Source organism: Limnospira platensis NIES-39 (assembly GCF_026000695.1).
Classification (GTDB): domain Bacteria; phylum Cyanobacteriota; class Cyanobacteriia; order Cyanobacteriales; family Microcoleaceae; genus Limnospira; species Limnospira platensis.
Genome location: NZ_AP026945.1, coordinates 4,163,008 through 4,188,722, shown reverse-complemented (window position 1 = coordinate 4,188,722; position 25,715 = coordinate 4,163,008). Strand labels below are relative to the sequence as shown.

Here is a 25,715-nt window from a genome sequence, read left to right as displayed (position 1 = left end):
TTCGGAATTATCAATTATTAACTATGGTTTACATAGTTGATTTTTTGAGCCCAAATAAAAGACTGATCACCTGGCTTACGGAAGTAAATTTTGACAATGTTAATAGATTGTAGTTGTAGGGATAGTAACTTTTTGTGGATAAACTGGGTGGTTGATTCTGGCGCGAAACTGTGCTGGGATTCGAGAATTAGATGCAAACACTGATTTTTAGATTGAGCTAAAACGTGGATACCTTTGGATTTTACTAAGTGATTTAGGAAGGATGCGATCGCTTTAGGATTACCCTCTTTAGCTAGTTCTAGTACCTGATTAGTACCCCCGGAATCTGATATCTGAGTAGGTGGTGGTAACGGGTCAGTAATCTCTGATTTGGCTGCGGTTTGTTGGCGTTCTGTCGTTTCAGATTGATCAACTATTTCTTCTAGTTGTAGGATTTGTTCTTGAACTTGAGCAATGAAGTCTTTAAGCACCTCATACTTGAATTTTAACTGCTCCTCAACCTCATAGCTAATCATTCGGCCGTCTAGTTGGTCTTCTAAACTCTGTAGGGTATTAGCAATGGATGTTATAGCTTCGGTTACTCCCTGGCTAACTCGCTTGTGAATACCATCTTTTAACCCCAAACGTTCCTGAATAATATTGGACTTAGAACGGTTAGCCGATGACTCTGATACCAATTCGTTATTGGATAGCGCTTGACCGGACTCTGTAGGAATTGGTAAGGTTTGTAATCCTGAGATTTCCGGTGTGGGAGATGCGACTAAATTGGTGGGCATTGCTACTTGAATAGTCTGGCTTTCGTTCAAATCAATTCCCTGAGTTTTGGCGAGATCAGATAATTTTTGATCCTGACTATAATTAGATTCAGGTAATTCCTGAAAATAGTTGTGATTAACTACTTGATGATTATAGCAAAGACGCATGGTTTCAATTAAAACTGTTGCCACTTGAGCATCTTCATCAGAATCCTCTAGGTAAGCGACCATTTTTTTGAGATAAACTTTCAAATCTTCAAAGTTAGGAAACATTTGAAACAGTTGTTCAATCAGGTTATCTAACTCGATTGATTTGAGTTGTAGCCAGTCGCGATCGCTAAATGTAAACTCATTTTCTAAGACGGAAAATATCAATATCTTCACCCTTAATGGGTTGGCAGTCTGCATGATCTTGAAACGAATATCAAAGATATTATCTAGTTTTTTGGGGGGAGGATTGTGGTTAAAGTTTTCGGGATTAACTGACCAATCAAGTTGAGAGTGAGGACGGTCTGACGACTGATAGGAAGTCATAACCATCTCAGTAGAAGATTCCTGATCTCCCTCAAGGTACAATCTCCCAACTTGACTCAATACCAGATTAACAATAACTGTATATTCTGTTTTTTTGTTAATTTTATATAAAATTTTATTCAAAATACTATTAAGCCGTTCAAGGCTTTGGGTACTCCAATACAAAGATTGCACTAAATCCCGCATAGGAGTATTGGCGATAACTGCTGAATCACTCTCCCATTTTCCATGGGTAGCACAAATCATGATTTTTTTTATACGAAACACCTCATCGCTGGTATCTAAGTTTTGCACAACATCATCCAGGATCGATTTGGCTGGCATTTTTGCCTCCTACAAATCATTGATAAATCAACAGTTAGTTTGTGATAGTGTGAGCCGCCAGATTCGGCAAAATTTATTAGTCATATATAATCAATATATAACCATTCAAAATATTGGCTATATTTTAGCCTGGTTAAGTAGGATTATTTATCAGTGATTTCGCCAAAATCAACCAAGCCATACGGAATTATTTAAGTGTATTTTACGGAATATATAAACACCAAACCATCATCACAATAGAGCATTTAAAACTCGCCTCTATCTACCTTTTACCTTGTACAAGGTACATTGTAGGTCATTTATTGTATAATGGTTAATCATTCTCATTCAGCCATTTAGATTACCCCCCAGAACTGATGGCGGACTTTGATGCGATCGCACGCTTAGTGCGATATTGGTGGCGTAGGCTGCGTCAGACCCCGGCTATATCAATCATAATCGGATAGTTTTCGGTTGACACAGCCCATGGTAGCCTGTTAGCTGGTTACCAACGATAGGTGCTGATCCTACCCAAAGCCTCAACTAAGATCGCCAAGTTTTAGCACTTTTGGGACAATCCCTAGCTCCGATCGCATATTATCCCCCAGGACACTACCACTTCCCTGAAGGTAGTTTACCTATTTATGGCTGTGGCGATCGCTGTTAAGCCCCCATGAGTAAATACTCATATAGTCCTCTCCGGGACTGTCCAAAGGTTGCGGTTACCCATTTTGGATCCCATTGTGATTTCTCATTAATTTCAGGAATCAAGCCAGATCGCCTTGTAGTGAGGTCTAGCATCGCGTTAAGTCAAGGAAACTGAGATGATGTGGAAATATTTGCTATTTTTGGCTCCTATCGTTTTAACGGGTTGTCAGGTCAATTTTTCGTCTGTCTTGGAAGATATACCAGGGTTGCGAAGTAGCGATCGCGCTCCTTTGATGATGAAGGCGATCGCCTTGGGACAACAGACATATTATCAAAATCAAGGTTATTTTGCTAATTCCCTTCAGGGTCTATCTGGTCATCTCAATCTGGAAACCGACAGTTATCAATACGCCATTAAAACCGAAGGCGAAACCGCTCAAACCGTCTTCATAACAGCCACAGCCAAAACCGATGACCTGCGTAGTTATAGTGGTGTCATGACAGTAGGAAAAAACGAGGGAGGGGTGGTCTTGATGGCTAACCTGTGCCCAACAGACACACCATCTAAAATACCCCCCTTATTATCCTCAACCCCTGTACCTGGTCAAGGATTAAAATGTCCTCCTGGATCTACTCCAGTACGCTGATCTAGGCGGTTACCGGAACAAAATCAACATCATCTGTGCCGTCTGTTTCTCCTTGACCAGAAGTGATTTTTTCGCCATTAACCTCGATCGCGAATTCGGTTTCACCCAAACCAGTCAAGTTATAATCAGTCTTCTCGCTGGTGTATCCAACACTAGCGATCATCTTCCGTCCTGCATCAGTGTATTTAAACGCCAACATTTGATTTTTCGACTTATCATTATCATAAGTCCAAACCACCATATATTCTTCCCCGTGATAGGAGAAAACCTTAGAAGGACGGGTAGGAACATAGCGACCAGGAGCGCCAAAAGCCGCATCAAGGAATTCCTGAAGTGAATCATCCTGAACTACAGCATAGCTCACCTGTTCAGCCGGAAGTTCTTCTTCCTCGACATCACCTTCACTTTCGTCAACCACTTCTTCTTTATTGCGATTGCGGAAATAATCTACCGCCATCTTAGTACCAATAGCACCGACGGTAGCAATTCCAGCCCCAGCGAGAATTTTACGAAGTCTACTCATATATTGTCCTCATTGACGAATTGGGGAGTTTTAGTCTTGGGGATATATTCCACTCTCCGCTAGAATTTTAACAGATTGTTGTTAATAGCAAAATCTGCAAAAAGATGATAATATTCCTCCCTTTAGGGGGTTGACAAAAAACACCAAATGATATACCAGAGATGGATTCAGGGAGCAACTAATATTTGAGTAACCCAGATAATTTGGCTCATCAGCATAAATATAGGTGATACGAGACCATTACTGAGTCCCCTAACCCCAAACCAGATGGCTGTAGTGAGCCTTCAGTCCTGCCGAGCCAGTGGCGTTAAGGAAGGCCAGAGATGATCAAATTTAGCTATTATGTATAAAATATTTCAGACATCTAATAATTTCTGGGTGTTTAAATATGGCAATGTCGTTAATGATGATGATTGCTACCAGATATTTACGGGGCTGCATCACTTAATCTCATAGCTAAATACTAGGGAATTTTAGCATTTTTTAAACTATCATGATCACTGTTAAAAGATGATGCAAATTGATGATTACTATAGAATCTTAGAGGTTGCACCCCATTCCAGTCAAACGGATATCAAAAAATCCTATCGGAGATTAGCCAAAAAATTCCATCCAGACAGTCAGGAAGAAACAGCCAATCACGATATAATTATTCGGATTAATCAAGCCTATGAAGTTCTGAGCGATCCCCAAAAACGTGAAAATTATGACCGGAGCCTAAGCAGCCCAACCCGACCCCGTAAACAGAAGCCCAAAGGGCGGTCTAAAGATTTTGACCTAGACCAATGGTTACAGGAAGTCTATAGGCCTGTTAATCAAAATATTGAGCGGATTTTTCAACCATTTAAACAAGAAATCGATAACTTATCGGGCGACCCCTTTGATGATGAATTAATGGCAGATTTCCAAGCCTATATTGAAACCTGTAGAGATATCCTAGCGGAAACCCAAACTCGATTTCGCTCGACTCCCAACCCGGCGAATATTGCGGGAGTGGCGGCGCATCTTTATTACTGTCTGAATCATATTGGTGATGGTATCGAAGAATTAAATATGTTTACGCTGAACTATGACGAATCCTATCTACACGCTGGCCATGAATTTTTCCGCATTGCCGATCGCTTACGTCAAGAAGCCCAAGAGCAAATCCATAAATTCCTTTAACCAGAGAGCGATCGCCATAATTTCTTGAGCAGAGCATCATACCATGGGGATCGAGGTTGAAAAAAATTCGGAAACCGACTACATTAGTTAACAGAACTTAACAAGCAAAAATTAACCTGCATTTATGCAATGCCTGATTACCCGTCGCGCCCAGTTTTCAGCCAGTCACCGTTACTGGTTGCCAGAACTAAGCGAAGCCGAAAATTTTGCCAAATTTGGACAAACAGCCCGCGCCCCCGGTCACGGCCATAATTATGTCCTGTATGTTTCAATGGTAGGGGAACTAGACGAATATGGCATGGTACTTAACCTGTCGAACGTCAAACATACCATTAGGAGTGAAGTTACCGAACCCCTAGATTTTTCATTCCTCAATGAAGCATGGCCGGAATTTCAGCACACCCTACCCACAACTGAATTTCTGGCTTATTTAATTTGGCATCGTTTAGCCCCCCATTTACCCCTAACCAACATTCAACTATTTGAACACCCCCAACTTTGGGCAGATTATCAAGGAAACGCCATGGAAGCATATCTAACCATCAGCACCCACTTTAGCGCGGCTCATCGCCTAGCTCACCCTCTCCTGAATGATGAGGATAACTCGAAAATTTATGGCAAATGCGCCCGTCCTCACGGTCACGGACACAATTATCACCTAGAAGTTACCATTCGTGGTCAAATTGACCCCCGCACGGGTATGATTGCGGATTTAGGGGCTGTGCAGAAGGCGATCGATGATTATGTGGTTGAACCCTTCGATCATACTTTCCTCAACAAAGATATTCCCTACTTTGCTAAGGTCGTACCAACCGCTGAAAATATTGCCGTTTATATCCGTGAATTGCTGCAAAATCCCATTGATGAATTAGGAGCCAATCTCCATAAAATCAAGTTGATTGAAAGCCCTAACAATTCCTGTGAGGTCTACTGCACACCATCGGAACATCAAACTCCTCTAGCCAGCCATCGAGAACCGGTAGCAGTAGGTGCATAAGAGATATCAAGCCCGATATCAATTAGTCTAATGTTTTACTGTAAAAAGCAGGTATTTTGCCTGCTTTTTTTGGTGTGGCTATCAAATCCAAATCGATAGTTTTTCCTGGGGGGTCGGGGATGCTATGGCGACCAGAAACTTTGATGATGGTTGCTCAACCGGATTGACTCTTAACCAATCCTCAACTCCCTAGATTATAACTATCAATTTCCTGACCTGCAAAAATTGGGGCGTAATTATGAACTAGCTAAGACACTCCCCCTGAGTTTAAAGGATATTAAACCGGGGGGGAGTCACTATTTAGCTATCCGTTATCCATCCCCCTAATCATCAAGCAAGAGTGAGTTATATCCATGAGGCTATCGACCCTAACACTGTTGACTCTGACTGCGCTTGCAGCTAACGAATTCCTAAATCCGGCAACTGCCGCCCCTAAGTTAACATCTGGTTCTAATCCGGTTGGTGATACGGAAAATTTGGTTGATAAAATTGATATCGAAATTAGCCAAGTTGAACTGACTCCCACTGTTGGCACCCCGGAAACTTGGAGCCGGCCAGAATTAGCTGAGGATTCATCATTAACAACAGATGAAGTGGTATTTATAGCCTCAGCTTCCCCATCTTTGTCACTGGCTCAGGTTAGCCCTTCTGTAGCTAATTCTGAATTTGGCTACACGATTATATTACTCAATACTTTGCTGTTAATTTCTACTTTATCACCGACTTTAACTTTGATGTTTTTCTGGTTGGTGCGGCGCTTAGTGATTCGAGAGTTGGTGAGTGAAACTAACAAAAGATTAGATAAATTGGATGGTTTAGAATCACAACTAAAAAAATCTCATTATCAGTCTAAAAAATTGGTTAAAGATTTAGAAATGCAGTTGAAAGTAGCACAAAAGTCTATTCATTTTTTAAGGAAAGAGGTTGAGGCTTCCCAGGTATCGATTCAAGAACTAGAAAATCTGAAGTTACAGTATCTTAGACAGGTACAACAGATGATGGTGGAGCTGCAAAATTATAAAAATCAGGCGATGGAACAGGTTAATACGCCAGCCTTACCAGTTTCTGCGCCACCTATCTCTAAGCCGATATCAAAATCTCCATCTAATCATGATAATCATGAATTACGATTACCTCCTAAGCATCCGCATACTTCTCAGCCTTTAATTGCGGATGATTTCCTGAAAAAGGGGGAAGCTCTAATTAATGAACGTCAATATAAACAAGCGATCGCTTCTTGCGATCGGGCTTTGGAAATTAACCCTGATTTAGATGAGGCTTGGTATCAAAAGGGTAATGCTTTGGTGCAGCTAAAACAATATTCTGAGGCTTTGGAGTGTTATGATCGCACGTTAAAGATTCAGCCTAAGCGGTCAGATGCTTGGTATAATCGGGGTAATGTTTTGGTGCGTTTAAAACGTTATTCCCAGGCTCTTTCAGCCTATAATCAGGCGTTAAAGATTCAGCCTAATGATTATGCGGCTTGGCACAATCGGGGGGCTTTACTGCGTAAATTTCAGAAGTATGAGCAGGCTTTAGAGTCTTATGATCGGGCGATTAAGCTGGAAGCGAATCATTATGAAACTTGGCATAATCGAGGTAATGTTTTAAGTCAATTAAAACGCTATCAGGAAGCTATATCATCTTATGATCGGGCGATTCAAATTAATCCAGGTCAGTTTGATATTTGGGCAAATCGAGGGATGGCTTTATGTCATATTAATCAATATTCGGAGGCTCTATCTTGCTATGAACAGGCGATATCTCTGAATTCTAAGGAGCCAGAACTTTGGATTTCTCAGGGGGGAGTTTTAGTAAAATTAGCACGTCATGAAGAGGCTGTGATTTGTTATGATCGGGCGATTAGCCTGAAATCGGATAGCTATGAGGCTTGGATGGGGCGAGGTGAGATTTTAACGGCTTTAAAACAGTATGAACAGGCGCTGGCTAATTGGGATCGGGTGATTGCTTTACAGCCAGATGCTTATCAGGCTTGGTGTCAACGGGGAATCTGTTTAGAGAAGTTGGAACGACATGATGATGCGATCGCTTGTTTTGATACGGCGATTGCTTTGAAGCCAGATCATGCGGAAAGTTGGCGACACAGGGGCGCTTTATTATCCCGACTGAAAAAATATCAGGAGGCGATCGCTTCTTTAGGAAAAGCTATTTCGATTCAAAAAGAGTTACGCAATGGCAAAAAAGCGGCTAATAGTTCTCAATCGATAGGTGATAATAATGGTTTCTCACCTGTTCCGGCTTAATAGATGGAAAGCTGTTAATAAGTTGAGATGTTGATGAAGGCGATCGCTCGGTTAAGGTGGCGATCGTCTTAAAATTTGTAATTGTCCAGTATTGGGCAAAAAAATCCCCCAGCCTCAGCCGGGGGAAAACCATCAGGGTGCATCTACTTTTTCCTATTCCTGTCGGAGATGAAGCACTCCGGGAAATTTGAGAAAAAATTGTGAATATAACAAAGTCCCTACAATCCGACGACCGTAGGGACCAGACTATGACGTACCAAAAGGTTCTAGGCGATGATGGTGTCCCAATTAACATCAAACACAGCCACCGTTGTATTCTTAACCGATATTTTAATTTGATGAGCCAGTCGCATCAGAACAACAGGTTCCTGAATTAGCGATGGGGAGGATTTTACAGCGTCTGCGATGTCCTGGTTCATGCACTGAATATGCAAAACACCCCACCGCCTATAGACTTTACACTGTCCCAAGGGTCTAAGCTGTTGCAATTCGGCTTCGTTTTCTCGATAGAAATCCCAAATCAGCCGTGTTAACTGTGAAGGTTGTTTCATATCACGCTATGCCATTGACATCACATTAGGTTGGTTATAGTTCTAATTGAAACTCAAATTTCCCGTCACAGCAGGACCCTGACACAAGACTTAATAACAAATCCCGGCCAAAATTTGAGCCTAAAAAACCCCAAGTCAGTGTTGACAAGACTTTTAGGCGATCGCCCAGTTGAGATTTTGTAACAATATTGGCAACGATATTTAAAAGATATTTACAAAACTCGGTCGAAGCTATCATGTGCCCGATTTGAGTAGCAATTACCGAAAATCGTGACCAGGATCATATATGCCACTAGGTCTCTACCCATGATATGATTTAAGTTTTGCAAGTACCCCTTAACACACAACTTGAATAGGAAGGAGAACCCGGATTATGGCCCGTATGTACTACGATGCCGATGCCAACCTAGATCTATTGGCAGGTAAAACCATTGCAATTGTCGGCTATGGCTCCCAAGGCCATGCCCATGCCCTGAACCTTAAAGATAGTGGCATGAACGTCATCGTCGGGCTATATCCAGGGAGTAAGTCAGCCACTAAAGCCAAAGATGCCGGCTTAACAGTTTATCCGGTAGATGAAGCGGCTAAAATTGCCGATCTAATTATGATCCTCCTACCGGATGAAGTGCAGAAAACCGTCTACAAAAACGAAATCGAACCCAATCTCAGCGAAGGCAAAACCCTAGCATTTGCCCACGGGTTTAATATCCATTTTGGTCAAGTTGTCCCCCCAGAGAATGTAGACGTGATCATGGTAGCGCCCAAAGGTCCTGGACACCTGGTGCGCCGTACATATCAAGAAGGACAGGGGGTTCCTTGTCTGTTTGCGGTTTATCAGGATGCGTCAGGACAAGCACGCGATCGCGCTATGGCCTATGCTAAAGGTATTGGTGGCACTCGTGGTGGCATCTTGGAAACCACATTCCGGGAAGAGACAGAAACCGACCTATTTGGCGAGCAGGCGGTTCTCTGTGGTGGTTTAAGTGCCCTTATTAAAGCTGGATTTGAGACCCTTGTAGAGGCCGGATATCAGCCGGAATTAGCCTATTTTGAATGCCTCCACGAAGTCAAACTGATTGTAGATTTAGTGGTTGAGGGTGGTTTGGCTCAAATGCGCGATAGTATCTCCAATACGGCCGAATATGGAGATTATACTCGCGGCCCCCGTGTAATTACAGATGCTACCCGCGCAGAAATGCGTAAGATCCTCAAAGAGATCCAAACAGGTCAGTTTGCGCGGGAGTTTGTGTTAGAAAATCAATCTGGTAAAGCCGGGTTTACCGCCATGCGCCGCCAGGAAGCCGAACATCCTATCGAGGAAGTTGGTCATGACCTGCGGGCGATGTTTAGCTGGCTGAAAAAGAAAGCCTAAGATAGCCACGGGGAGAGAGTAGCCCGGTAAACTTATAGGCTGACTTTTTGCCTTAATTACCGCTATTTTCTGGCGTTGTATTCTGTAACTGTTCGACATCCCTTTCCCGTTCTTCGTTGAAATTATGGGGGGTTAGCCAGTCGGGAACCAGCCCAATTAAAAATTCGCGGCTGGTTTTACTAGCGCCCCGCACTGGGTCGGGTAGGAAGGTAAAACCATCAGCAGAGGTAATAAAGGTAACAATTAGGGCGAATACTATCAGCCCTAGAATTTTTTTAGGAGTCATATCAACTGATTGGGGTTAAGATTTACTGGGGTTACTGATATTGATAGATTATAGATATAGCAATTTACTATATCTGACGGTAGATGCCAGGAATGCCTGTTCCCTGTTTTTGGTTCCCTGATGATAGTTCTATCTTAACCTGTGTAACTACCTCCTAGCTTACTTCGCCTACCAGCCCCAGTCCTAGGAGGAGCAAGGCTTCGATTATCTGATGAGCTTATCGTAAATTACTATGGCTGATGTTTTAGAAACTCCCGAACAACAAATTGCTGTGATTGAAGCCAATGCCGAGAAAATATCGGAAATGAGCGATCGCGGCTACAAAAACAGTGGAGAAAAAGGAACAGTGGTGCTGTTGCGCCAGTTGGAGAATAACTCGACGGAGTTGGAAGAATGGCAATTCCAATACCGTCCTATGAGTAGTCTTGATTCTATGCTTTCGGATTGGAAACAGATGAAATTGCAAGAGATGCTCATTGCTTATAACCCTGATGTATCTGTGGTTTGCACTTTTCTTTATCCTAATGGAACTCATAGTAGCTACCATTTTGGCAAAGTTTAGGGTAACTGGTCTTTGAGAAATGAATCAACGAGGATCTGCATAGGTTCGGGAATTTCGGTGATTAGCCGCACTGGAAAGGCATCGGTAGAAATAAACTCAAAGTATTCTGGGGTGAGAAAAATTTGATATTTTTCGGCTTCTGGTGTTAACTGTGCGGCCATGGCTAGGGTAAAGGCTTTGACATAGTTTTGGATATCGGCGGCGGCGATACCTGCTACTTCATCACCAGATAGGGGTGTACTGGGAACGCGGGATTGATCTAAGACAAAATCGGGGTCTTTGGCGCTGAGGTGGGTTCCCCCCAAAACTCCAACTAACCATTTAGGTGCGGGAATTTGGGGAAATATGGCGATTTGGTCGGATAAGGCGGGGGTGAGTTTATCGGCGGAGGTGGAAAAAATGAGGGTGGGAACTCGGATTTGAGTTAGTCCGGTTTCACCAAAGATTAAGGATGCGGTAGGATTAAGGGCGATCGCTGCTTTGATGCGAGGATCATATAGCCTATAGCGATCGCCTGGTAGTTCAGTGGCGATACATTGGGTAATTTGTCCGGAACTTAAAGTAATTGCGTCCTGCTGACAGCGCTGGCGTAGGGAGTCGAGTTGAAACTCTCCCCCAGCTATAGTTAAAGCTGTACCACCACCGAGGGAATAACCAATCACTAAAACCCGGTTAGGATTAAGGCTACGTTCTATAACTCCACCGGTTTGGGTGAGTTGAGTTAACTGATCGAGAACAAAACTAATATCCTGGGGACGTTCTAACAACTCCTGTGGTTGCATTGCCAGATTTTGGCTAATATAGGTCTGGTTACTGCCGGGATGTTCTAAGGTGACGAAAGCATAGCCGTGGGATGCTAGGTGGCGGGCTACATATTGTAATTCGTTGCGAACGGAACCGCGACCGTGGGTAAACAGTACCACAGGGCGATCGCTGGTGACGGCTTCTGACCAATAAATATCTACATCAATGGTGCGGTTTCTGGCTGTATCCTCAAAGGTATGGGTAGTGGTGATCACTTGGTGAGGACCTGGTTGGGTGGGGTCTAGGGGGAGGGTTAAATTAGCATCTGTGGGTCCTAATTGTTGGACTATTTCCACCATAAACTGCTGAGTCCGCCAAAAGGAACGGTTGAGGCGACTAAACACATCAAAGGCGACATCGATATCAATTCTCAATTCTGGGTTAGGGTAGCTTTGTAAAAACCCTAGTATTGATAACCCAGACTCGCTTTCGGCGGCTTCTAATAGGGCGGTTTTAATGTCTGCGCCTCGGGTTTGGGGGTCCTGAGTGCGGGTAATGGTGGCAATTTCGTCAAGGATGTTTTCGCCAATTTGGGTTGTCAGTAAATTGCGGACGGCGGTGGGTGGGATGCCTATTTGGGAATTGAAAGCGGCCAGGACTTGTTGTTTTTGTTGAGCAGACAAAAACAGTTCATAACCTCGGAGTCCGGGGGGAGCTTTTCCGGTGTTGGCTAATATTTCTAAATCTTCGATCGCCAAGGACAGGGACATAATCCCTTGGCGAACTATAATTGTTTCTGCTGCCTTCACTGGGGTAGCGATCGCAATATGAGTCCCCAATGCGATCGCCGAAAGTACAGCTAACTTTAACCTAGACCATTGAAAGTTCAGCCCCATGACACCTCAGATTACTTGTTGAAAAAAAAGTGAACCTAATCTTTTTGTAACACCTCAGAGAAGGCAAAATCAGGAGCAGCTAACACAAAAATTGTAGCGGGTAATCCTGTAGCCATTTTCTGGAGGCGCTCGTAATATTCACTGTACTCTAAATCCTCTTTGGGGGTAGCCATACCCAAAAATACCAAATCGGCATCCTGAGAGGAAGACCGTAGAATTTCCGGGAAAGGTTGTCCTTGAGACACAATCACCTGGGGTTTAGCCCCAATGCGTAACTGTGTAACAACTTTAGCCAAATTAGTCTGGGCTGCTACGGCTGCTGTTTGGTCGGGTACAACTAAGTTTAAATTAATTTCGGCTCCGCGCCACTCCAGACTGGTCCGCAACAAATAAGCCAGAATTAGCATCAAGCCTCCATTAGTATTAAGACCCCCCCACCAGATATCAATCTTCTGTCGATCGCTAAATCCCTGATCTGATTCATCCCTTAATATGAGTACACTACGAGCGGTTTTGTGAAAATGTACTAGGGTTTCACAATATGATTTTCGACGTTCAGGGGATTGGGAATCTCCTAATAAAATTGTATTGGGTACTAAGGGACCAATTCCGTAGGATTCTACGAGTTGACGGGAGCCAGTGAAGGGATCATCAGCCATAATTACCCTGACTAAGCCTGCTATGGCTCGTTTTTCTAAATAATCGCGCAAAATCGCTTCTATTTCATTTCTTTGGGTCGGACTACGGGAGCCTGTGGGTAAGATGGTGCAAACAGTAAACAGGCTGACGTTATGACTAAAATTAGCTGCTAATTCCACTAAAGACCAACGTTTATTGGGCGCACCGGAAAAGGTGAGGATATGGGGTCGCCAGTTTTTGGTGTCTGGGGTGTAACTCAGTTGAAATAAACCTCGACGCACTAGGGCCATCCAAACTCCCTGACGGATATCTCCCCAGGCGCTTTCTAGTTCTCGTCGCTCTAACCAAATATAGATACTAAAGACAATGATGGCGGCGATAATGGTGGCGATCGCATCAATGAGGAACATTACCCCTAAACAGCCGACGACTCCTAACAGAGATAATAGCCAGTGAACTTTGAAGGTGGGACGAAAGGAGGGACTTTCTAAAAAGGTCTCGATACCTGCTGCTAGGTTGAGTACCAAATAGGTGGTCAGAAAGAACATACTCAGCACTGGGGCGATCAGGTTGAGGTCGCCGACAGCAACGGCAATTAATACAAATCCTAGGGTAACAACTGTGGCGATACGGGGTTCATTATCGGGTCCCGATCCGGTTCCTAGGAATTTTAACGAGTTGGGTAAAATGCCATCTTTGGCTAAGGCTTGCAGGACTCTTGGGGCTCCTAATATACTACCTAGGGCACTCGATAGGGTGGCTCCCCAGACTCCCAGCAGGATAGATGGTCCCCAGAAAGCTATCCGTTTCATGATTAGCGCATCGGCTAGGAGGCTTTCTGTATCCCCTTGCATCCATAATAGGACGGGTAGCAACATATATATTACATAACCTGTGCCGACGGCGGCGAGGGTTCCTGTGGGGATGGCTTTGGTGGGGTTTTGCAGGTCTCCTGACATATTGACCCCTGCCATAATTCCGGTAACAGCGGGGAAAAAGACGGCGAACACTTGCCAAAATCCTACTTTGGGGAGGTTGGTGGCGATTTCTATGTCTTGTGTACTGGCTTCAACCGGACTGCCGAATAATAAGGAGATGAGGGACAGGGCGATCGCTGCCATGATGAAGTATTGGGCTTTAATCGCTAATTTTGCGGACTTAATGGCAATTATAGCCACCATGATGGTGGTGATGGTGGCGACAACTTTAATATTGAGTTGAGGAAAGGTGATGACTAGACTTTCGGCGAAACCGATAGTATAGAGAGCAACGGAGATGGCTTGGGCAAAATATAAGGGTATCCCAATGGCTCCGCCGGATTCAATACCCAGGGAGCGACTAATCATATAATAGGCTCCGCCGGCTCTGACTACTTGATCTGTGGCGATCGCACAAATGGAAAGAGAGGTCAGAAAGGTGATAGAAGTTGATAGGGTGACGATAGCTAAGGTTCCCCACAGTCCCACCTGACCGACTACCCATCCAAATCGCAGGTACATAATCACCCCCAGGATGGTTAAAACTGAGGGGGTGAAGACTCCACCAAAGGTGCCTAAACCGGCTCCGGTTTGGGAAGTTGGGGTGGGTTCTGATGGTGGTTGAGATGGCAAAAAGGGTAGTTTCATGTCACGCTATGTTTAAACCCAGGTCAATGAGACTTACCGCACTCGAGAAGATACTCCAAGAAGGTCTGGGCGACAACTGATAATTGTTTCCCGTTGAGATAGGCTGCATACCAACAACGTTGGATAGGGAATCCTACCACATCTAAGGTGGTTAACTCTCGTTGATCGCCATACGAGTTTAATGTATGTTTGGATAAAACGGAAATTCCTAGGCCTCCGGCGATCGCTTGTTTGATAGCTTCGTTGCTACCTAATTCTAGGCGTACCCGCACTGATACCTTACTCTTGTCAAATAATTTCTGCACTGCCCTACGAGTCCCTGACCCAGATTCTCGCATGATAAATGGTTCATTGTTCAGCGCTTCAATGGGAATTTGGGTTTTACCGACTAGGGGATGGTTAGAGGGGGCTACCACCACTAGGGGATTATCTAAAAAGGGTTTCGTACAAAGGTCTATATCTTCAGGGGGTTGACTTAGTATATATAGATCATCTTTATTTTCCAGCATCCGTTGGGTAATCTGTTGGTGATTGATCACCTGTAGGGCAATATCAATGGCTGGGTAGTTTTGACAAAAAGACCCTAACAGTCTGGGAATAACGTATTTGGCTGTAGTGACTACTGATAAACTTAATCGCCCTTGTTTAGCGCCTTTCAGGTCAGCAATGGTCATCTCGAAATGTTCCAGGCGCTGAAAAATATCGTGACAGGTCGCTTGTAACTCCTGACCCGCATCAGTCAGATAAAGTTGTTTGCCAATTTGCTCAAATAGTGGTAGTCCCACCGCTTGCGATAGATGTTTGACTTGACTTGAGACAGTGGGTTGGGTGATCAATAACTCTTCTGCTGCGCGAGTGAAGCTACCGTGACGCGCTACGGCTTCAAAAACCTTTAACTGATGCAGTGTGGTCTGAATCACCAGCTTTGTCCTCCAAGTAATGGGAAATGATGATTGTACTATTGATTTAAGTCTATCAAAATATAGATAATATACAATAGATTGCCACTCCCATAATTACCCATCTCGGTTATAGCAGTCCGTAGACCTAAATGAATGGGGCGCAGCGACCCCTAAAGCTATTGGTGATCTCTCGGCTTTAACCAGTTGCGCCCACTTCCTAGAGTGGCGGGATCGGGATTATTCATGATCTGGCCGCTAATATTTACAATACTTAATATTATTTTTAGTCATTTAGTGATATATATGTTTTTTTTGGACCAAATGTGTGGTTTTGCAAAGAAATATAAACAAATGTAATGGAAATATTAACAATATTAAAGGTTGACTGAAGCCATTTATTGATAGTATTTTAATCAATCGGCAAATAGCCGGAAATTTAAAGAGCGATTCCTCAGAAGGGAGATATAAAGGAGTTATGTCTTACTCTCAAACTCAAACCAAATCGAAAGCCGGATATCAGGCTGGTGTAAAAGACTATAAGCTGACGTATTACACGCCGGATTACACACCCAAAGATACAGATATTCTGGCAGCGTTCCGTGTTTCACCTCAACCAGGAGTTCCCCCGGAAGAAGCGGGAGCAGCAGTAGCAGCAGAATCTTCAACCGGAACTTGGACAACTGTATGGACTGACCTGTTAACAGACCTCGATCGCTACAAAGGTCGTTGCTACCACATCGAACCAGTACCCGGCGAAGACAATCAGTTTTTCTGCTTTGTTGCCTATCCCTTGGATCTGTTTGAAGAAGGTTCTGTTACCAATATGTTAACCTCCATCGTGGGTAACGTATTTGGATTTAAGGCACTGCGGGGCTTGCGCCTGGAAGATATGCGGATTCCAATTGCTTACCTCAAAACCTTCCAAGGCCCTCCCCACGGTATCACCGTTGAGCGGGACAAATTGAACAAATACGGTCGTCCCCTGTTGGGTTGCACAATCAAACCTAAACTGGGTCTGTCGGCTAAAAACTACGGTCGGGCGGTTTATGAGTGTCTGCGTGGTGGTTTAGACTTCACCAAAGACGACGAAAACATCAACTCTCAACCATTCATGCGCTGGCGCGATCGCTTCCTATTTGTACAAGAGGCGATCGAAAAAGCCCAGGCTGAAACCAACGAAATTAAGGGTCACTACCTAAACGTAACAGCCCCCACCTGCGAAGAAATGATGAAACGGGCGGAATTTGCCAAAGAAATCGGCACCCCCATCATCATGCACGACTTCTTCACCGCTGGTTTTACCGCCAACACCACCCTGGCTCGTTGGTGTCGTGATAATGGTCTGTTGCTGCACATTCACCGCGCTATGCACGCCGTGGTTGACCGTCAACGTAACCACGGTATCCACTTCCGGGTTCTCGCCAAGTGTCTACGGATGTCCGGTGGTGACCACCTGCACTCTGGTACAGTTGTAGGTAAACTCGAAGGTGAAAAAGGTATCACCATGGGGTTTGTAGACCTGATGCGGGAAGACCACATCGAAGAAGATCGTTCTCGTGGTATCTTCTTTACCCAAGATTGGGCTTCTATGCCTGGTGTAATGCCTGTTGCTTCCGGTGGTATTCACGTTTGGCATATGCCAGCTTTGGTAGAAATCTTCGGTGATGATTCCTGCTTACAGTTCGGTGGTGGTACTTTGGGACACCCATGGGGTAATGCTCCTGGTGCAACTGCTAACCGTGTGGCTCTCGAAGCCTGCATCCAAGCTCGTAACGAAGGCCGTAACCTGTTCCGTGAAGGCGGCGACGTGATTCGTGAGGCTTGCAAGTGGAGTCCTGAACTGGCTGTGGCTTGCGAACTTTGGAAAGAAATCAAATTCGAGTTCGAGGCTATGGATACCCTGTAGGTTTCCTGAGATTTCGAGAAGTGATTTTGGATTGGGCAAATTCCCCTGACTTGACAATTTTGGAGAGCTACGGATACAACTCAATCCAATATCTCAAACTTGAAGTCTTAACAGAGGGTTGGTGTCAGAACATGGATATCAAAAAAGTTGCTAAAGACACGACCAAGGTACTGACCAGTTACCTAACCTATCAAGCTGTAATCATCATCACCAACCAATTGACAGAGACTAACCCTGGTTTAGCCATCTGGCTGAGTGATTTTTCCTCTCGGGGGAAAATCCAGGATGGTGAGGCTTATCTTGAGGAACTACTACAGGAAAATCAAGAACTGGCTTTCCGGGTGATGACCGTCCGAGATCATCTCACCCAAGAGGTGGCGGATTATCTACCGGAGATGGTTCGGCTGGGGATTCAGCAGGGAAATATGGCACATCGCCGCCAGTACCTGGAACGAATGACGCAACTAACTACTTCCGAGACTAACCCTCCCGACTAAGGTCGGAGTCTAAATAATTAATTTCAACAACTACCCTGGAAAATCACAATGCAAACACTACCAAAAGAGCGCCGTTACGAAACTCTGTCCTATTTACCCCCTCTGACTGATGCTCAGACCCAGAAACAGCTTCAGTACATTCTTGAGCAAGGCTTTATTGCTGGGGTAGAATTCAGCGAATCCTCTGCGCCTGAACAGCACTACTGGACTCTGTGGAAGTTGCCTCTGTTTAATGCAACTACCGTTCGCGAAGTTATGGCGGAAATCGACGAATGCCGTCGCGAATATCCTAAGTGCTTTATCCGGGTTATGGGTTTTGATAACGTGAAGCAGTGCCAAGTTCTCAGCTTTATCGTTCACCGTCCCACTGGCTCACTGTACTAAATCACCCGCTAAAATTTAATCTAGGATTAGGCTAACCGCCAATTTCCAAAATTTTGAGGCAGGGGTGACTCCCTGCCTTTATGATCTGGGTGAAATCGATAAAAAACCTTAACCACAGGAATGCTCTACCAACCAAAGGTGTTTACAGGTGGTTCACCCCGTCGCCTGGTTATTCTGTTAATGATTGTGATTGTCCTGGGGGTGTTGTTCCGTTTTGCGAGTCTCGATCGCAAATTATATTCCCATGATGAAGTTTTTACCAACTTGCGATCGGCTGGTTTTACGCGCGAACAGGTAGATCAGCAATTGTTCAGCGATCGCATTTTTACCCCTTCAGAACTCCTAGAATATCAACGCCTCAAACCCGATAGCACCGCCGCCGATACTCTCGCCTCTCTGCATAGAAACCCCCATCATCCCCCCCTATATTATCTCATAGCTAGGGGTTGGATGCGAGGCTTTGGCAGTTCGATTTTAGCTTCCCGTCTTTTACCCGCCGTCATTAGTTTAATATCCTTACCGCTTATTTATGCCTTAGCTTGGGAATTATTTCAATCTCCGCTAATTTCCCTTATGTCTACGGCTTTATTGGCTGTTTCTCCGGTGGATATATTATTAGCGCAAACTGCTCGTCAATACAGCTTAATGACGGCTTTAATTATCGCATCTAGTCTGATGTTACTCAAAGGGAGTCGCACCAACAATTGGCTGTGGTGGTTGGGTTATGTAATTACCTGCACTTTAGGATTATATACCCATTTATTTTTTGGATTAGTTATAGCCAGTCATATCGGTTGGGGAATCTTGATTTTTGGGTCGGAACCGAGACGGAATTATAAACCACGTCCGTCTTTGTTTTTCATTCAGTTGGCAATATCTATATGTTTAATTGTGGTTCTTTATCTACCCTGGATAACTGTGATTATCCATAATTGGGAACAGGCTCAAGACTTGACCAGTTGGACTCATCAATCCATGAGTTTACTGGATTTATCTAAGTTTTGGATGCTAAGTTTTACCTCGGTTTTAGTTGATATTGACTTTGGCTTTAACAGCTTCTGGACGTATTTATTTAGGCTGCCGTTTTTACTGCTAATTATTTATGCTCTGTATTATGTAAGTGAAACCAATGATAGTCAAACCGGATTATTTATTTTAACTGCGATTTTGATACCGTTTATCCTGTTGGTTTTACCAGATTTCTTATGGGGGGGACAGCGTTCCTCTGTCACTCGGTATCTGATCGCTTGTTTTCCAGCTATTCAAATGGCGATCGCCTTTTTATTAGTAACCCACCTTAATACTGGTCGTCAATCATTATTGGATGGTGAAAAGTTGTGGCTGTGGGTATTAGCCATATTACTAAGTTCTAGTATTATCTCCTTGGGTTTAAGTACAGTTTCATCAACTTGGTGGGATAAAGGTTTAAGCTATTTTAATCATCAAGTGGCTACAGAAATTAATCAAGCCAACTCGTCTGTGGTAATTTCTGATGCGGGAAATGGTACTAATACAGGAGATTTAATCTCCCTCAGTTATCTATTAGATAATAATGAGGTTAAACTTATTCTGATGAGTAATCAACCATCATTACAATTAATTCCTGAAAATTCCACCATTTTTGTATTTAGACCTTCTCAGGAATTACAAGAGTTGCTACAGCAAAATTATGGCGACCTTGAGCAAGTTCTGGATATCCCAGACCTGTGGAAAGTTCAATAATTGCAGAGGAGTTGTAGTCCTATGAACTATATATATTCATGGTTTATTGGTAAGCGCAATTAGTTAAATATGGACTCCAAACATAACCTTCTATGGGTCCGATAATGCGAGTCCAGTTCGGTCCTTCTCTACCGTCTGTTATTCCTAAAATTACCCGAGTTCCATTGGGTAAACTACCAACAATTTTACCAGCAGGAGTAGCTCGTACATTTAAGGGGGTTCCGGTAGGGTCATCGACAGTACAAGCGCCTACGGGAGTTTGAGCAAGTTGTAATTCCTGAGACGGTTTAACAGAGTCAAAATCAGTAAATGCGATCGCTGCTGTTACCCAACCCGTAGCGGAGGCGATCGTCATCGGAATCAAAACATAATGCCAAGGTTTCATCTGCATCATTGCCCGATATATGACAATTTTATATTATATCATACTGGACTAGGATTGACGGCTGTTTCTTTACAAAAACTTAATCTTTGCCATAATCTCAAGACCAAAAGGAACAGTTATAATCACAATTAATTAAATATTCACCCCAAACATAACCTTCTTAGGTAAGTTAAAACCGGGGTAGAAATTAACATCAACTCCACCCCGAAAATCAGCCTAACTTTCCATAGCTGACACCGACTTAGGAACCCCAGCCGTCAGAACCTCATAACCATCTGTTGTCACCAAAACATCATCCTCAATTCTCACCCCTATTCCCAGCCATCGCTCATCGACCTCTGGTTGTCCTTCCACGGGTTTAATATCCCGTTTAATATAAATCCCCGGTTCCACAGTTAACACTTGTCCTGGCTGCAATAATTGCGGTTCTTCACCCCACTGATAAACGCCGACATCATGAACATCTAAGCCCAACCAATGTCCGGTTCTGTGCATATAAAAAGGCTTATATTTGCCCTCTTTAATAATCTCATCAATATCGCCTTTGAGCAATCCCAAATCTAGCAAACCTTCTACCAAAACCCGCACCGCCGTATCATGTAACTGGTTATAAGGATTTCCGGGTTTAACTTGTTCAATGGCGGCGATTTGTGCGCGCAAAACCAACTCATAAATAATTTTTTGCTCTGGTGTAAACTTACCATTAACGGGAAAAGTGCGGGTAATATCGGCATTATAATATTGATAAGCACAACCGGCATCAATCAACAATAAATCCTGGTCTTGCATTTGGCGATTATTCTCAATGTAATGCAAAATACAAGCATTTTCACCAGAGGCGACAATGGAAGGATAGGCGGGAGTAGCACCATGTTGATTAAAGAAATATTCAATTTCAGCTTGTACCTGATATTCATACTTTCCGGGTTGAGCAAATTCTCGCGCTCTCTGGTGAGCGGCTACGGAAATTTCGGCGGCTTTTCGCATCAATTCCAATTCTTTGGGGCTTTTAATTAGCCTTTGAGGATGGAGAATTGTACCAGCATCTTGAATAGCAATAGGACCTGTGCCATGTTTAGGATAAACCCGGATTAAATTTTGCCAATGATTGAGAATTATCTGGTTAAATTGTTGATCGCGTCCTAGTCGGTAATAAATGCGATCGGCTTTTTGTAGGTATTGGGGTAATTTTTCGTCTAATTCATGAATTGGATAAGCCTGGTCTGCACCATAAATAGTTTTAGCATTATCAATCCCAACTCTATATCCGGTCCAGGTTTCTTTGTCGGGGTCTTTGGGTTGTACAAATAGAATAAATTGATGTTCTTGGTGGTGGGGTGCGAACACGGCGACGGCGTTAGGTTCATTAAAGCCAGTGAGATAGAAAAAGTCGCTATCTTGGCGGTAAGAATATTCAACGTCGTTGTGCATGACTGCTGTGGGCGCACTGCTAAAAATGGCAGTACCGCCACCAATTTTAGCCATTAACTGTTCCCGACGCTGTTGATATTCTACTGGTGTGGTCATTGGTTAAGTTGTCCTGATTAAGATGGTCATTTTTGATCATATAACTTAGTCTTAGCATTTAGTTAGTGTGCCCATGATAATTTAATTGGATCTCATCTTTAGAACAATTAGTGCCACCCCTGGGTCAGTAATTGGTAACTTGAGTATAAAGAGGTCAACAGGATGATTAGATTAAGATTAGATTAAAAAACCCAGTCTCTTGAATAAGAAACTGGGCGGAAATTTAAGAGCAATTTCTCAGTTAGAGAGATTATAATACTGGAGCAAACCGTTCTTTTTCGGGAACTTCAGTATATTCAGCTACAATTTGCCGAAATTCGTCTCCATCAATGGTTTCTTTTTCGATGAGTAAATCAACTAGGCGATCAATAACTTCCCGGTTATCGCGAATGATTTGACAAGCATCCTGATAACAATGTTCGGCGATCGCCTTAATTTGAGAATCAATGCGGTCCGCAATTTGATTAGAATACTCAGTGCGGGTAGCAAAATCGCGACCTAGGAAGACCTCACCCTGGGAAGATTCCAGAGAAAGGGGTCCCAAGTCAGACATACCATAACGAGTCACCATTTGACGAGCCATTCCCGCCACCTGTTGCAGGTCTCCACCAGCGCCGGTGGTAACTTCGGCATCACCAAAGATGATATCTTCGGCGGCGCGACCGCCCAAAGCGCCGGTAATACGGGCGAGAATTTGAGACCGGGAAATCAAACCCTGATCCTCATCAGGCATAAACCAGGTCAAACCGCGAGCCTGTCCACGGGGAACTAGGGTAACTTTTTGAACGGGATCATGATCTTTAATCAGAGTACCAACGATCGCGTGTCCGACCTCATGATAGGCAATCAGGCGCTTAGTTTTACCATCAAGGAGGGGGGTTCCTTCCATACCAGCGACAACCCGATCAACGGCATCGTCAATTTCGGCCATAGTAATGGCATCCTTGCGGCGGCGGGCGGTGAGGATAGCGGCTTCATTAAGTAGGTTGGCGAGGTCAGCCCCAGTAAATCCGGGAGTCCGACGAGCGATCGCCTCGAGAGACACCTTATCGGCAAGTTTTTTATTGCGGGCGTGAACTTCCAAAACCGACAGACGGCCCTTAATATCAGGAGCATCGACTATGATTTGGCGATCGAACCTTCCGGGGCGCAGCAAAGCCGAATCGAGAACGTCTGGGCGGTTAGTAGCAGCAATAATAATAATGCCCGTGTTACCCTCAAAACCATCCATTTCAGTTAATAACTGGTTAAGGGTCTGTTCTCGTTCATCATTACCGCCGCCAATACCAGCACCACGCTGGCGACCGACCGCATCAATTTCATCAATAAAGACGATACAGGGGGCAGTTTCCTTAGCCTTCTTAAACAAATCGCGGACCCTGGAAGCGCCAACCCCAACAAACATCTCCACAAATTCCGAACCAGAGATGCTAAAGAAGGGAACCCCAGCCTCACCGGCGATCGCCTTAGCCAGGAGAGTTTTACCAGTTCCCGGAGGGCCAACCAACAAAACACCTTTAGGAATTCTCGCCCCAACAGCGGTAAAGCGTTCCGGCTTTTTCAGGAAGGTAACCACCTCTTGGAGTTCTTCTTTAGCTTCCTCAACGCCAGCGACATCATCAAACAAAACCCCGGTTTTGGCTTCCATAGAGAAACGAGCCTTAGACTTACCGAAGTTCATCGCTTGACCAGGGCCACCCGGCACATTATTAGAACGGCGGAACAGGAAAAATAGGCCCACAATCAACAAAATCGGGAAAACCAAATTTCCTAAAAGTCCCCAAATCGCCCCATCATTACGGGGAGGGTGAGAATCAAAGCTAATATTAGCAGCACGCAGGCGAGAAATTAGTTCCGGGGCATTATTAGGCAAATCCACCCGTAGGCGCTGCACTCCATTATCCAATTGAGGATCGATCGCCTCAACGATCGCCGTCCGTCCCCCTTCATATAGATCCACACTGGTAACCCGCCCGGCATCGAGGTAATCTAAGAATCGGCCATAAGTCATGCGAGTGCTGGCTGTATTATTTTGAGCTATATCCGTCGGGGAAGCCGCAAAAGCACCCTGCCACAGGAAGAACCCGATCACCAGGGCCGGGATCGTCCATAGCAGAATGGTTCTCCAAGATGTTTTCATAAATTCCGTTGCCTCTATGTGCTAATACATCAGAAATTTCTTAAAACTCAGCCCAGTCAATGGCTAAGATTAAAGATATTCATAATCTTAACTAAATGTAACGTAACAGTCTGTGATCAGGCAACCAGGCCGGGGAGTTTAATGGCCGGCTACAGTTGATGAGGGGGAAAAGTCCTGATACGGAAAAACATCAGTGGAATATAATCTGGCAATGGGGGACAGTAGGCTATAATCCTAGGAATTGTAGTTAGAGATGATTATTTCGCGATCGAAGTAGGGTAAAGTTACCGTTGTTGGATTGCCTACATCTAAATCTCAGGAAAGTTATAACTATGGGAGAATTGTCAGAAGGTTGCTAGAGACTCAAACTCATATTTCTGAATTCAAGTTGTGAGAATGGGGCTGCAATCTGGCAATTAACATCGAAAGCATGAGATTTAAGTACCCTGATGTACTGGTCAACTGGGTTGTGAGGCAACCCAAATGCTTCTTGTATCAGCTTGAGTGTTGAGAACTTTAGTTCCCGATGGCAAGTCTGATGGCCGAAAGAAGAATCTCACGGACTTAGTCCCTCTGAGTGTCACAATTTTTGAGTCTTCGTGAAGTAACGGATTTTTCAGATGCAGAGTAACAAACAGCCCGGACAGTCACAGTCACAGTCACCGTTAGCTAAAGCTACCACAACCAAACCGACCACTACTACTGTAGTCGGCCGCTCAACGATTCTCAGTGTTGACTTGGGGAGAACCGCAACTAAATCCTGTATTAGTCGCAACCCCGCAGATGTGGTTTTTATCCCCTCTAATGTTGCCCAACTAAGTGTAGAAAAAGCCCGTGGCGGCGGCTTTGAGTCGAAAAACACCGATCCTCTGTTAGATCTATGGCTGGAATATCAGGGAAATGGTTTTGCCGTCGGTCAACTGGCTGCTGATTTTGGAGCGAGTCTGTTTGGCGTAGATCCCGCCGCTAACCCCTCTAAGGTCAACGATGCCCTAATTAAGATCTTCGCTTGTGTGGGGTATTTCAACCTCAAAGGCGATCTTGATGTGGTGCTGGGTCTACCATTCTACTCCCAAGAACAGTTTGAGCGAGAGAAAGAACAAATTATGAGTCTCCTCAGTGGACCCAATACCTTGGTCTTTAGGGGTGAGCAAGTCGTGGTTGATATCCAGAGTGTTCGGGTAATGCCAGAGGGCTATGGTAGCCTGATTTGGTGTGAAGCCCAGGGCAGTAAAGATATGCCTAACTTTGCGGATCTTTCTGTAGCTATTGTTGATGTGGGACATCAAACTACGGATTTCTTGACTGTCGATCGCTTCCGGTTTGCTCGTGGGGTTTCTCAGAGTGAAGTCTTTGCGATGAGTAAATTTTATGAGGAAGTCGCCGCTAAGATTGAGGGAGCCGATGCTCAATCCCTATTCTTGCTAGAGGCAGTACATAAACCCCAAGGACAACGTTTTTATCGTCCCAGAGGGGCGACTAAACCTGCTAACCTAGATGAAATTGTACCTGAGTTGCGTAAGATTTTTGCGCGGGATCTTTGCGATCGCGTGGTAAAATGGTTGCCAGAAAGGGTCACAGATGTAGTGATTACTGGCGGCGGTGGTGAGTTTTTCTGGCAAGATCTACAACCCCTACTCAAAGAGGCTCAGTTAAGGGCTCATCTGACTCAACCGGCTCGTAAGGCTAACTCCCTAGGACAATATGTTTATGGGGAGGCTCAACTGGCGAAACGCTAATTA

The 25,715-nt window shown here is 44.3% G+C and carries 21 protein-coding genes; 11 read left to right on the top strand and 10 right to left on the bottom strand.

What is annotated here, in order from left to right:
- Positions 1 to 17: 17 nt before the first annotated feature.
- A complete protein-coding gene (locus N39L_RS20720) occupies positions 18 to 1,613 on the bottom strand; it encodes a hypothetical protein (RefSeq protein ID WP_006620087.1) in 1,596 nt (531 codons plus the stop codon).
- A gap of 803 nt (positions 1,614 to 2,416) precedes the next feature.
- Between N39L_RS20720 and N39L_RS20715 the strand changes: the two genes are divergently transcribed.
- Positions 2,417 to 2,887 carry a type IV pilin-like G/H family protein gene (locus tag N39L_RS20715; protein ID WP_014276241.1) on the top strand — a complete coding sequence of 157 codons (471 nt, stop codon included), beginning with the start codon at positions 2,417 to 2,419 and terminating at the stop codon, positions 2,885 to 2,887.
- Between the two features lies 1 nt (position 2,888).
- Here N39L_RS20715 and N39L_RS20710 read toward each other — a convergent pair whose 3' ends face one another.
- Positions 2,889 to 3,410, bottom strand: coding sequence for a hypothetical protein (locus tag N39L_RS20710; protein ID WP_006620089.1), 522 nt, complete (start codon positions 3,408 to 3,410; stop codon positions 2,889 to 2,891).
- A 513-nt stretch (positions 3,411 to 3,923) separates the two neighbouring features.
- Here N39L_RS20710 and N39L_RS20705 point away from each other — a divergent pair.
- From N39L_RS20705 to N39L_RS20695, 3 genes are all read left to right on the top strand, one after another.
- A complete protein-coding gene (locus tag N39L_RS20705; protein ID WP_014276240.1) occupies positions 3,924 to 4,574 on the top strand; it encodes a J domain-containing protein in 651 nt (216 codons plus the stop codon).
- Positions 4,575 to 4,698: 124 nt separating this feature from the next.
- On the top strand, positions 4,699 to 5,571 hold the full coding sequence (locus N39L_RS20700) for a 6-carboxytetrahydropterin synthase (protein ID WP_014276239.1): 873 nt from the start codon (positions 4,699 to 4,701) through the stop codon (positions 5,569 to 5,571).
- A 353-nt stretch (positions 5,572 to 5,924) separates the two neighbouring features.
- Complete coding sequence (locus tag N39L_RS20695; protein ID WP_014276238.1) at positions 5,925 to 7,835, top strand: tetratricopeptide repeat protein; 1,911 nt, start codon at positions 5,925 to 5,927, stop codon at positions 7,833 to 7,835.
- A gap of 266 nt (positions 7,836 to 8,101) precedes the next feature.
- Here N39L_RS20695 and N39L_RS20690 read toward each other — a convergent pair whose 3' ends face one another.
- Entirely contained in the window at positions 8,102 to 8,386 is a 285-nt protein-coding gene (locus N39L_RS20690; protein ID WP_006620093.1) for a hypothetical protein, read from the bottom strand.
- A 373-nt stretch (positions 8,387 to 8,759) separates the two neighbouring features.
- Between N39L_RS20690 and ilvC the strand changes: the two genes are divergently transcribed.
- Positions 8,760 to 9,758, top strand: a complete 999-nt coding sequence (ilvC, locus tag N39L_RS20685; protein ID WP_043468462.1) for a ketol-acid reductoisomerase — start codon at positions 8,760 to 8,762, stop codon at positions 9,756 to 9,758.
- A 52-nt stretch (positions 9,759 to 9,810) separates the two neighbouring features.
- Here the strand turns inward: ilvC and N39L_RS20680 are convergent, their stop codons facing one another.
- Entirely contained in the window at positions 9,811 to 10,044 is a 234-nt protein-coding gene (locus N39L_RS20680) for a hypothetical protein (protein WP_014276235.1), read from the bottom strand.
- A gap of 232 nt (positions 10,045 to 10,276) precedes the next feature.
- Here N39L_RS20680 and N39L_RS20675 point away from each other — a divergent pair, with 232 nt between their 5' ends.
- On the top strand, positions 10,277 to 10,606 hold the full coding sequence (locus N39L_RS20675; RefSeq protein ID WP_014276234.1) for a hypothetical protein: 330 nt from the start codon (positions 10,277 to 10,279) through the stop codon (positions 10,604 to 10,606).
- Here the strand turns inward: N39L_RS20675 and N39L_RS20670 are convergent.
- From N39L_RS20670 to N39L_RS20660, 3 genes are read right to left on the bottom strand one after another with little or no spacing between them, the layout of a single operon-like run.
- Positions 10,603 to 12,246: an alpha/beta hydrolase gene (locus N39L_RS20670; protein ID WP_014276233.1), complete on the bottom strand. Its 1,644-nt coding sequence runs from the start codon at positions 12,244 to 12,246 to the stop codon at positions 10,603 to 10,605. The genes N39L_RS20675 and N39L_RS20670 overlap by 4 nt on opposite strands.
- A gap of 35 nt (positions 12,247 to 12,281) precedes the next feature.
- Positions 12,282 to 14,510: an APC family permease gene (locus N39L_RS20665; RefSeq protein ID WP_014276232.1), complete on the bottom strand. Its 2,229-nt coding sequence runs from the start codon at positions 14,508 to 14,510 to the stop codon at positions 12,282 to 12,284.
- Positions 14,511 to 14,533: 23 nt separating this feature from the next.
- A complete protein-coding gene (locus N39L_RS20660; protein ID WP_014276231.1) occupies positions 14,534 to 15,430 on the bottom strand; it encodes a LysR family transcriptional regulator in 897 nt (298 codons plus the stop codon).
- A gap of 457 nt (positions 15,431 to 15,887) precedes the next feature.
- Here N39L_RS20660 and N39L_RS20655 point away from each other — a divergent pair, with 457 nt between their 5' ends.
- The 4 genes from N39L_RS20655 to N39L_RS20640 all read left to right on the top strand — a co-directional run bounded on the left by N39L_RS20655 (position 15,888) and on the right by N39L_RS20640 (position 19,921).
- Positions 15,888 to 17,318 carry a form I ribulose bisphosphate carboxylase large subunit gene (locus N39L_RS20655; RefSeq protein WP_006620100.1) on the top strand — a complete coding sequence of 477 codons (1,431 nt, stop codon included), beginning with the start codon at positions 15,888 to 15,890 and terminating at the stop codon, positions 17,316 to 17,318.
- 131 nt (positions 17,319 to 17,449) lie between these two features.
- A complete protein-coding gene (rcbX, locus tag N39L_RS20650; RefSeq protein WP_014276230.1) occupies positions 17,450 to 17,815 on the top strand; it encodes a RuBisCO chaperone RbcX in 366 nt (121 codons plus the stop codon).
- Positions 17,816 to 17,863: 48 nt separating this feature from the next.
- A complete protein-coding gene (locus N39L_RS20645) occupies positions 17,864 to 18,199 on the top strand; it encodes a ribulose bisphosphate carboxylase small subunit (RefSeq protein ID WP_006620102.1) in 336 nt (111 codons plus the stop codon).
- Between the two features lie 120 nt (positions 18,200 to 18,319).
- Entirely contained in the window at positions 18,320 to 19,921 is a 1,602-nt protein-coding gene (locus N39L_RS20640; protein WP_006620103.1) for a glycosyltransferase family 39 protein, read from the top strand.
- Between the two features lie 43 nt (positions 19,922 to 19,964).
- On the opposite strand, the gene N39L_RS20635 is transcribed toward N39L_RS20640, so the two are convergent.
- The 3 genes from N39L_RS20635 to ftsH2 all read right to left on the bottom strand — a co-directional run bounded on the left by N39L_RS20635 (position 19,965) and on the right by ftsH2 (position 23,973).
- Complete coding sequence (locus tag N39L_RS20635; protein WP_014276229.1) at positions 19,965 to 20,312, bottom strand: SH3 domain-containing protein; 348 nt, start codon at positions 20,310 to 20,312, stop codon at positions 19,965 to 19,967.
- A 210-nt stretch (positions 20,313 to 20,522) separates the two neighbouring features.
- Positions 20,523 to 21,833, bottom strand: a complete 1,311-nt coding sequence (locus tag N39L_RS20630) for an aminopeptidase P N-terminal domain-containing protein (RefSeq protein WP_006620105.1) — start codon at positions 21,831 to 21,833, stop codon at positions 20,523 to 20,525.
- A 250-nt stretch (positions 21,834 to 22,083) separates the two neighbouring features.
- Positions 22,084 to 23,973 carry an ATP-dependent zinc metalloprotease FtsH2 gene (ftsH2, locus tag N39L_RS20625; protein WP_006620106.1) on the bottom strand — a complete coding sequence of 630 codons (1,890 nt, stop codon included), beginning with the start codon at positions 23,971 to 23,973 and terminating at the stop codon, positions 22,084 to 22,086.
- Positions 23,974 to 24,593: 620 nt separating this feature from the next.
- Between ftsH2 and fcmB the strand changes: the two genes are divergently transcribed.
- Complete coding sequence (gene fcmB, locus N39L_RS20620) at positions 24,594 to 25,712, top strand: filament morphology actin-like protein FcmB (RefSeq protein WP_006620107.1); 1,119 nt, start codon at positions 24,594 to 24,596, stop codon at positions 25,710 to 25,712.
- Positions 25,713 to 25,715 lie beyond the last annotated feature (3 nt).

Bases quoted from the DNA above. Each gene is read 5' to 3' on its own strand.
- N39L_RS20700 (WP_014276239.1), top strand. From the start codon at position 4,699: ATGCAATGCCTGATTACCCGTCGCGCCCAGTTTTCAGCCAGTCACCGT.
- N39L_RS20715 (WP_014276241.1), top strand. From the start codon at position 2,417: ATGATGTGGAAATATTTGCTATTTTTGGCTCCTATCGTTTTAACGGGT.
- N39L_RS20710 (WP_006620089.1), bottom strand. From the start codon at position 3,410: ATGAGTAGACTTCGTAAAATTCTCGCTGGGGCTGGAATTGCTACCGTC.
- ilvC (WP_043468462.1), top strand. From the start codon at position 8,760: ATGGCCCGTATGTACTACGATGCCGATGCCAACCTAGATCTATTGGCA.
- N39L_RS20680 (WP_014276235.1), bottom strand. From the start codon at position 10,044: ATGACTCCTAAAAAAATTCTAGGGCTGATAGTATTCGCCCTAATTGTT.
- N39L_RS20630 (WP_006620105.1), bottom strand. From the start codon at position 21,833: ATGACCACACCAGTAGAATATCAACAGCGTCGGGAACAGTTAATGGCT.
- N39L_RS20670 (WP_014276233.1), bottom strand. From the start codon at position 12,246: ATGGGGCTGAACTTTCAATGGTCTAGGTTAAAGTTAGCTGTACTTTCG.
- N39L_RS20720 (WP_006620087.1), bottom strand. From the start codon at position 1,613: ATGCCAGCCAAATCGATCCTGGATGATGTTGTGCAAAACTTAGATACC.
- fcmB (WP_006620107.1), top strand. From the start codon at position 24,594: ATGCAGAGTAACAAACAGCCCGGACAGTCACAGTCACAGTCACCGTTA.
- ftsH2 (WP_006620106.1), bottom strand. From the start codon at position 23,973: ATGAAAACATCTTGGAGAACCATTCTGCTATGGACGATCCCGGCCCTG.
- N39L_RS20655 (WP_006620100.1), top strand. From the start codon at position 15,888: ATGTCTTACTCTCAAACTCAAACCAAATCGAAAGCCGGATATCAGGCT.
- N39L_RS20640 (WP_006620103.1), top strand. From the start codon at position 18,320: ATGCTCTACCAACCAAAGGTGTTTACAGGTGGTTCACCCCGTCGCCTG.
- N39L_RS20695 (WP_014276238.1), top strand. From the start codon at position 5,925: ATGAGGCTATCGACCCTAACACTGTTGACTCTGACTGCGCTTGCAGCT.
- N39L_RS20645 (WP_006620102.1), top strand. From the start codon at position 17,864: ATGCAAACACTACCAAAAGAGCGCCGTTACGAAACTCTGTCCTATTTA.
- N39L_RS20665 (WP_014276232.1), bottom strand. From the start codon at position 14,510: ATGAAACTACCCTTTTTGCCATCTCAACCACCATCAGAACCCACCCCA.
- N39L_RS20675 (WP_014276234.1), top strand. From the start codon at position 10,277: ATGGCTGATGTTTTAGAAACTCCCGAACAACAAATTGCTGTGATTGAA.
- N39L_RS20635 (WP_014276229.1), bottom strand. From the start codon at position 20,312: ATGCAGATGAAACCTTGGCATTATGTTTTGATTCCGATGACGATCGCC.
- N39L_RS20690 (WP_006620093.1), bottom strand. From the start codon at position 8,386: ATGAAACAACCTTCACAGTTAACACGGCTGATTTGGGATTTCTATCGA.
- rcbX (WP_014276230.1), top strand. From the start codon at position 17,450: ATGGATATCAAAAAAGTTGCTAAAGACACGACCAAGGTACTGACCAGT.
- N39L_RS20705 (WP_014276240.1), top strand. From the start codon at position 3,924: ATGCAAATTGATGATTACTATAGAATCTTAGAGGTTGCACCCCATTCC.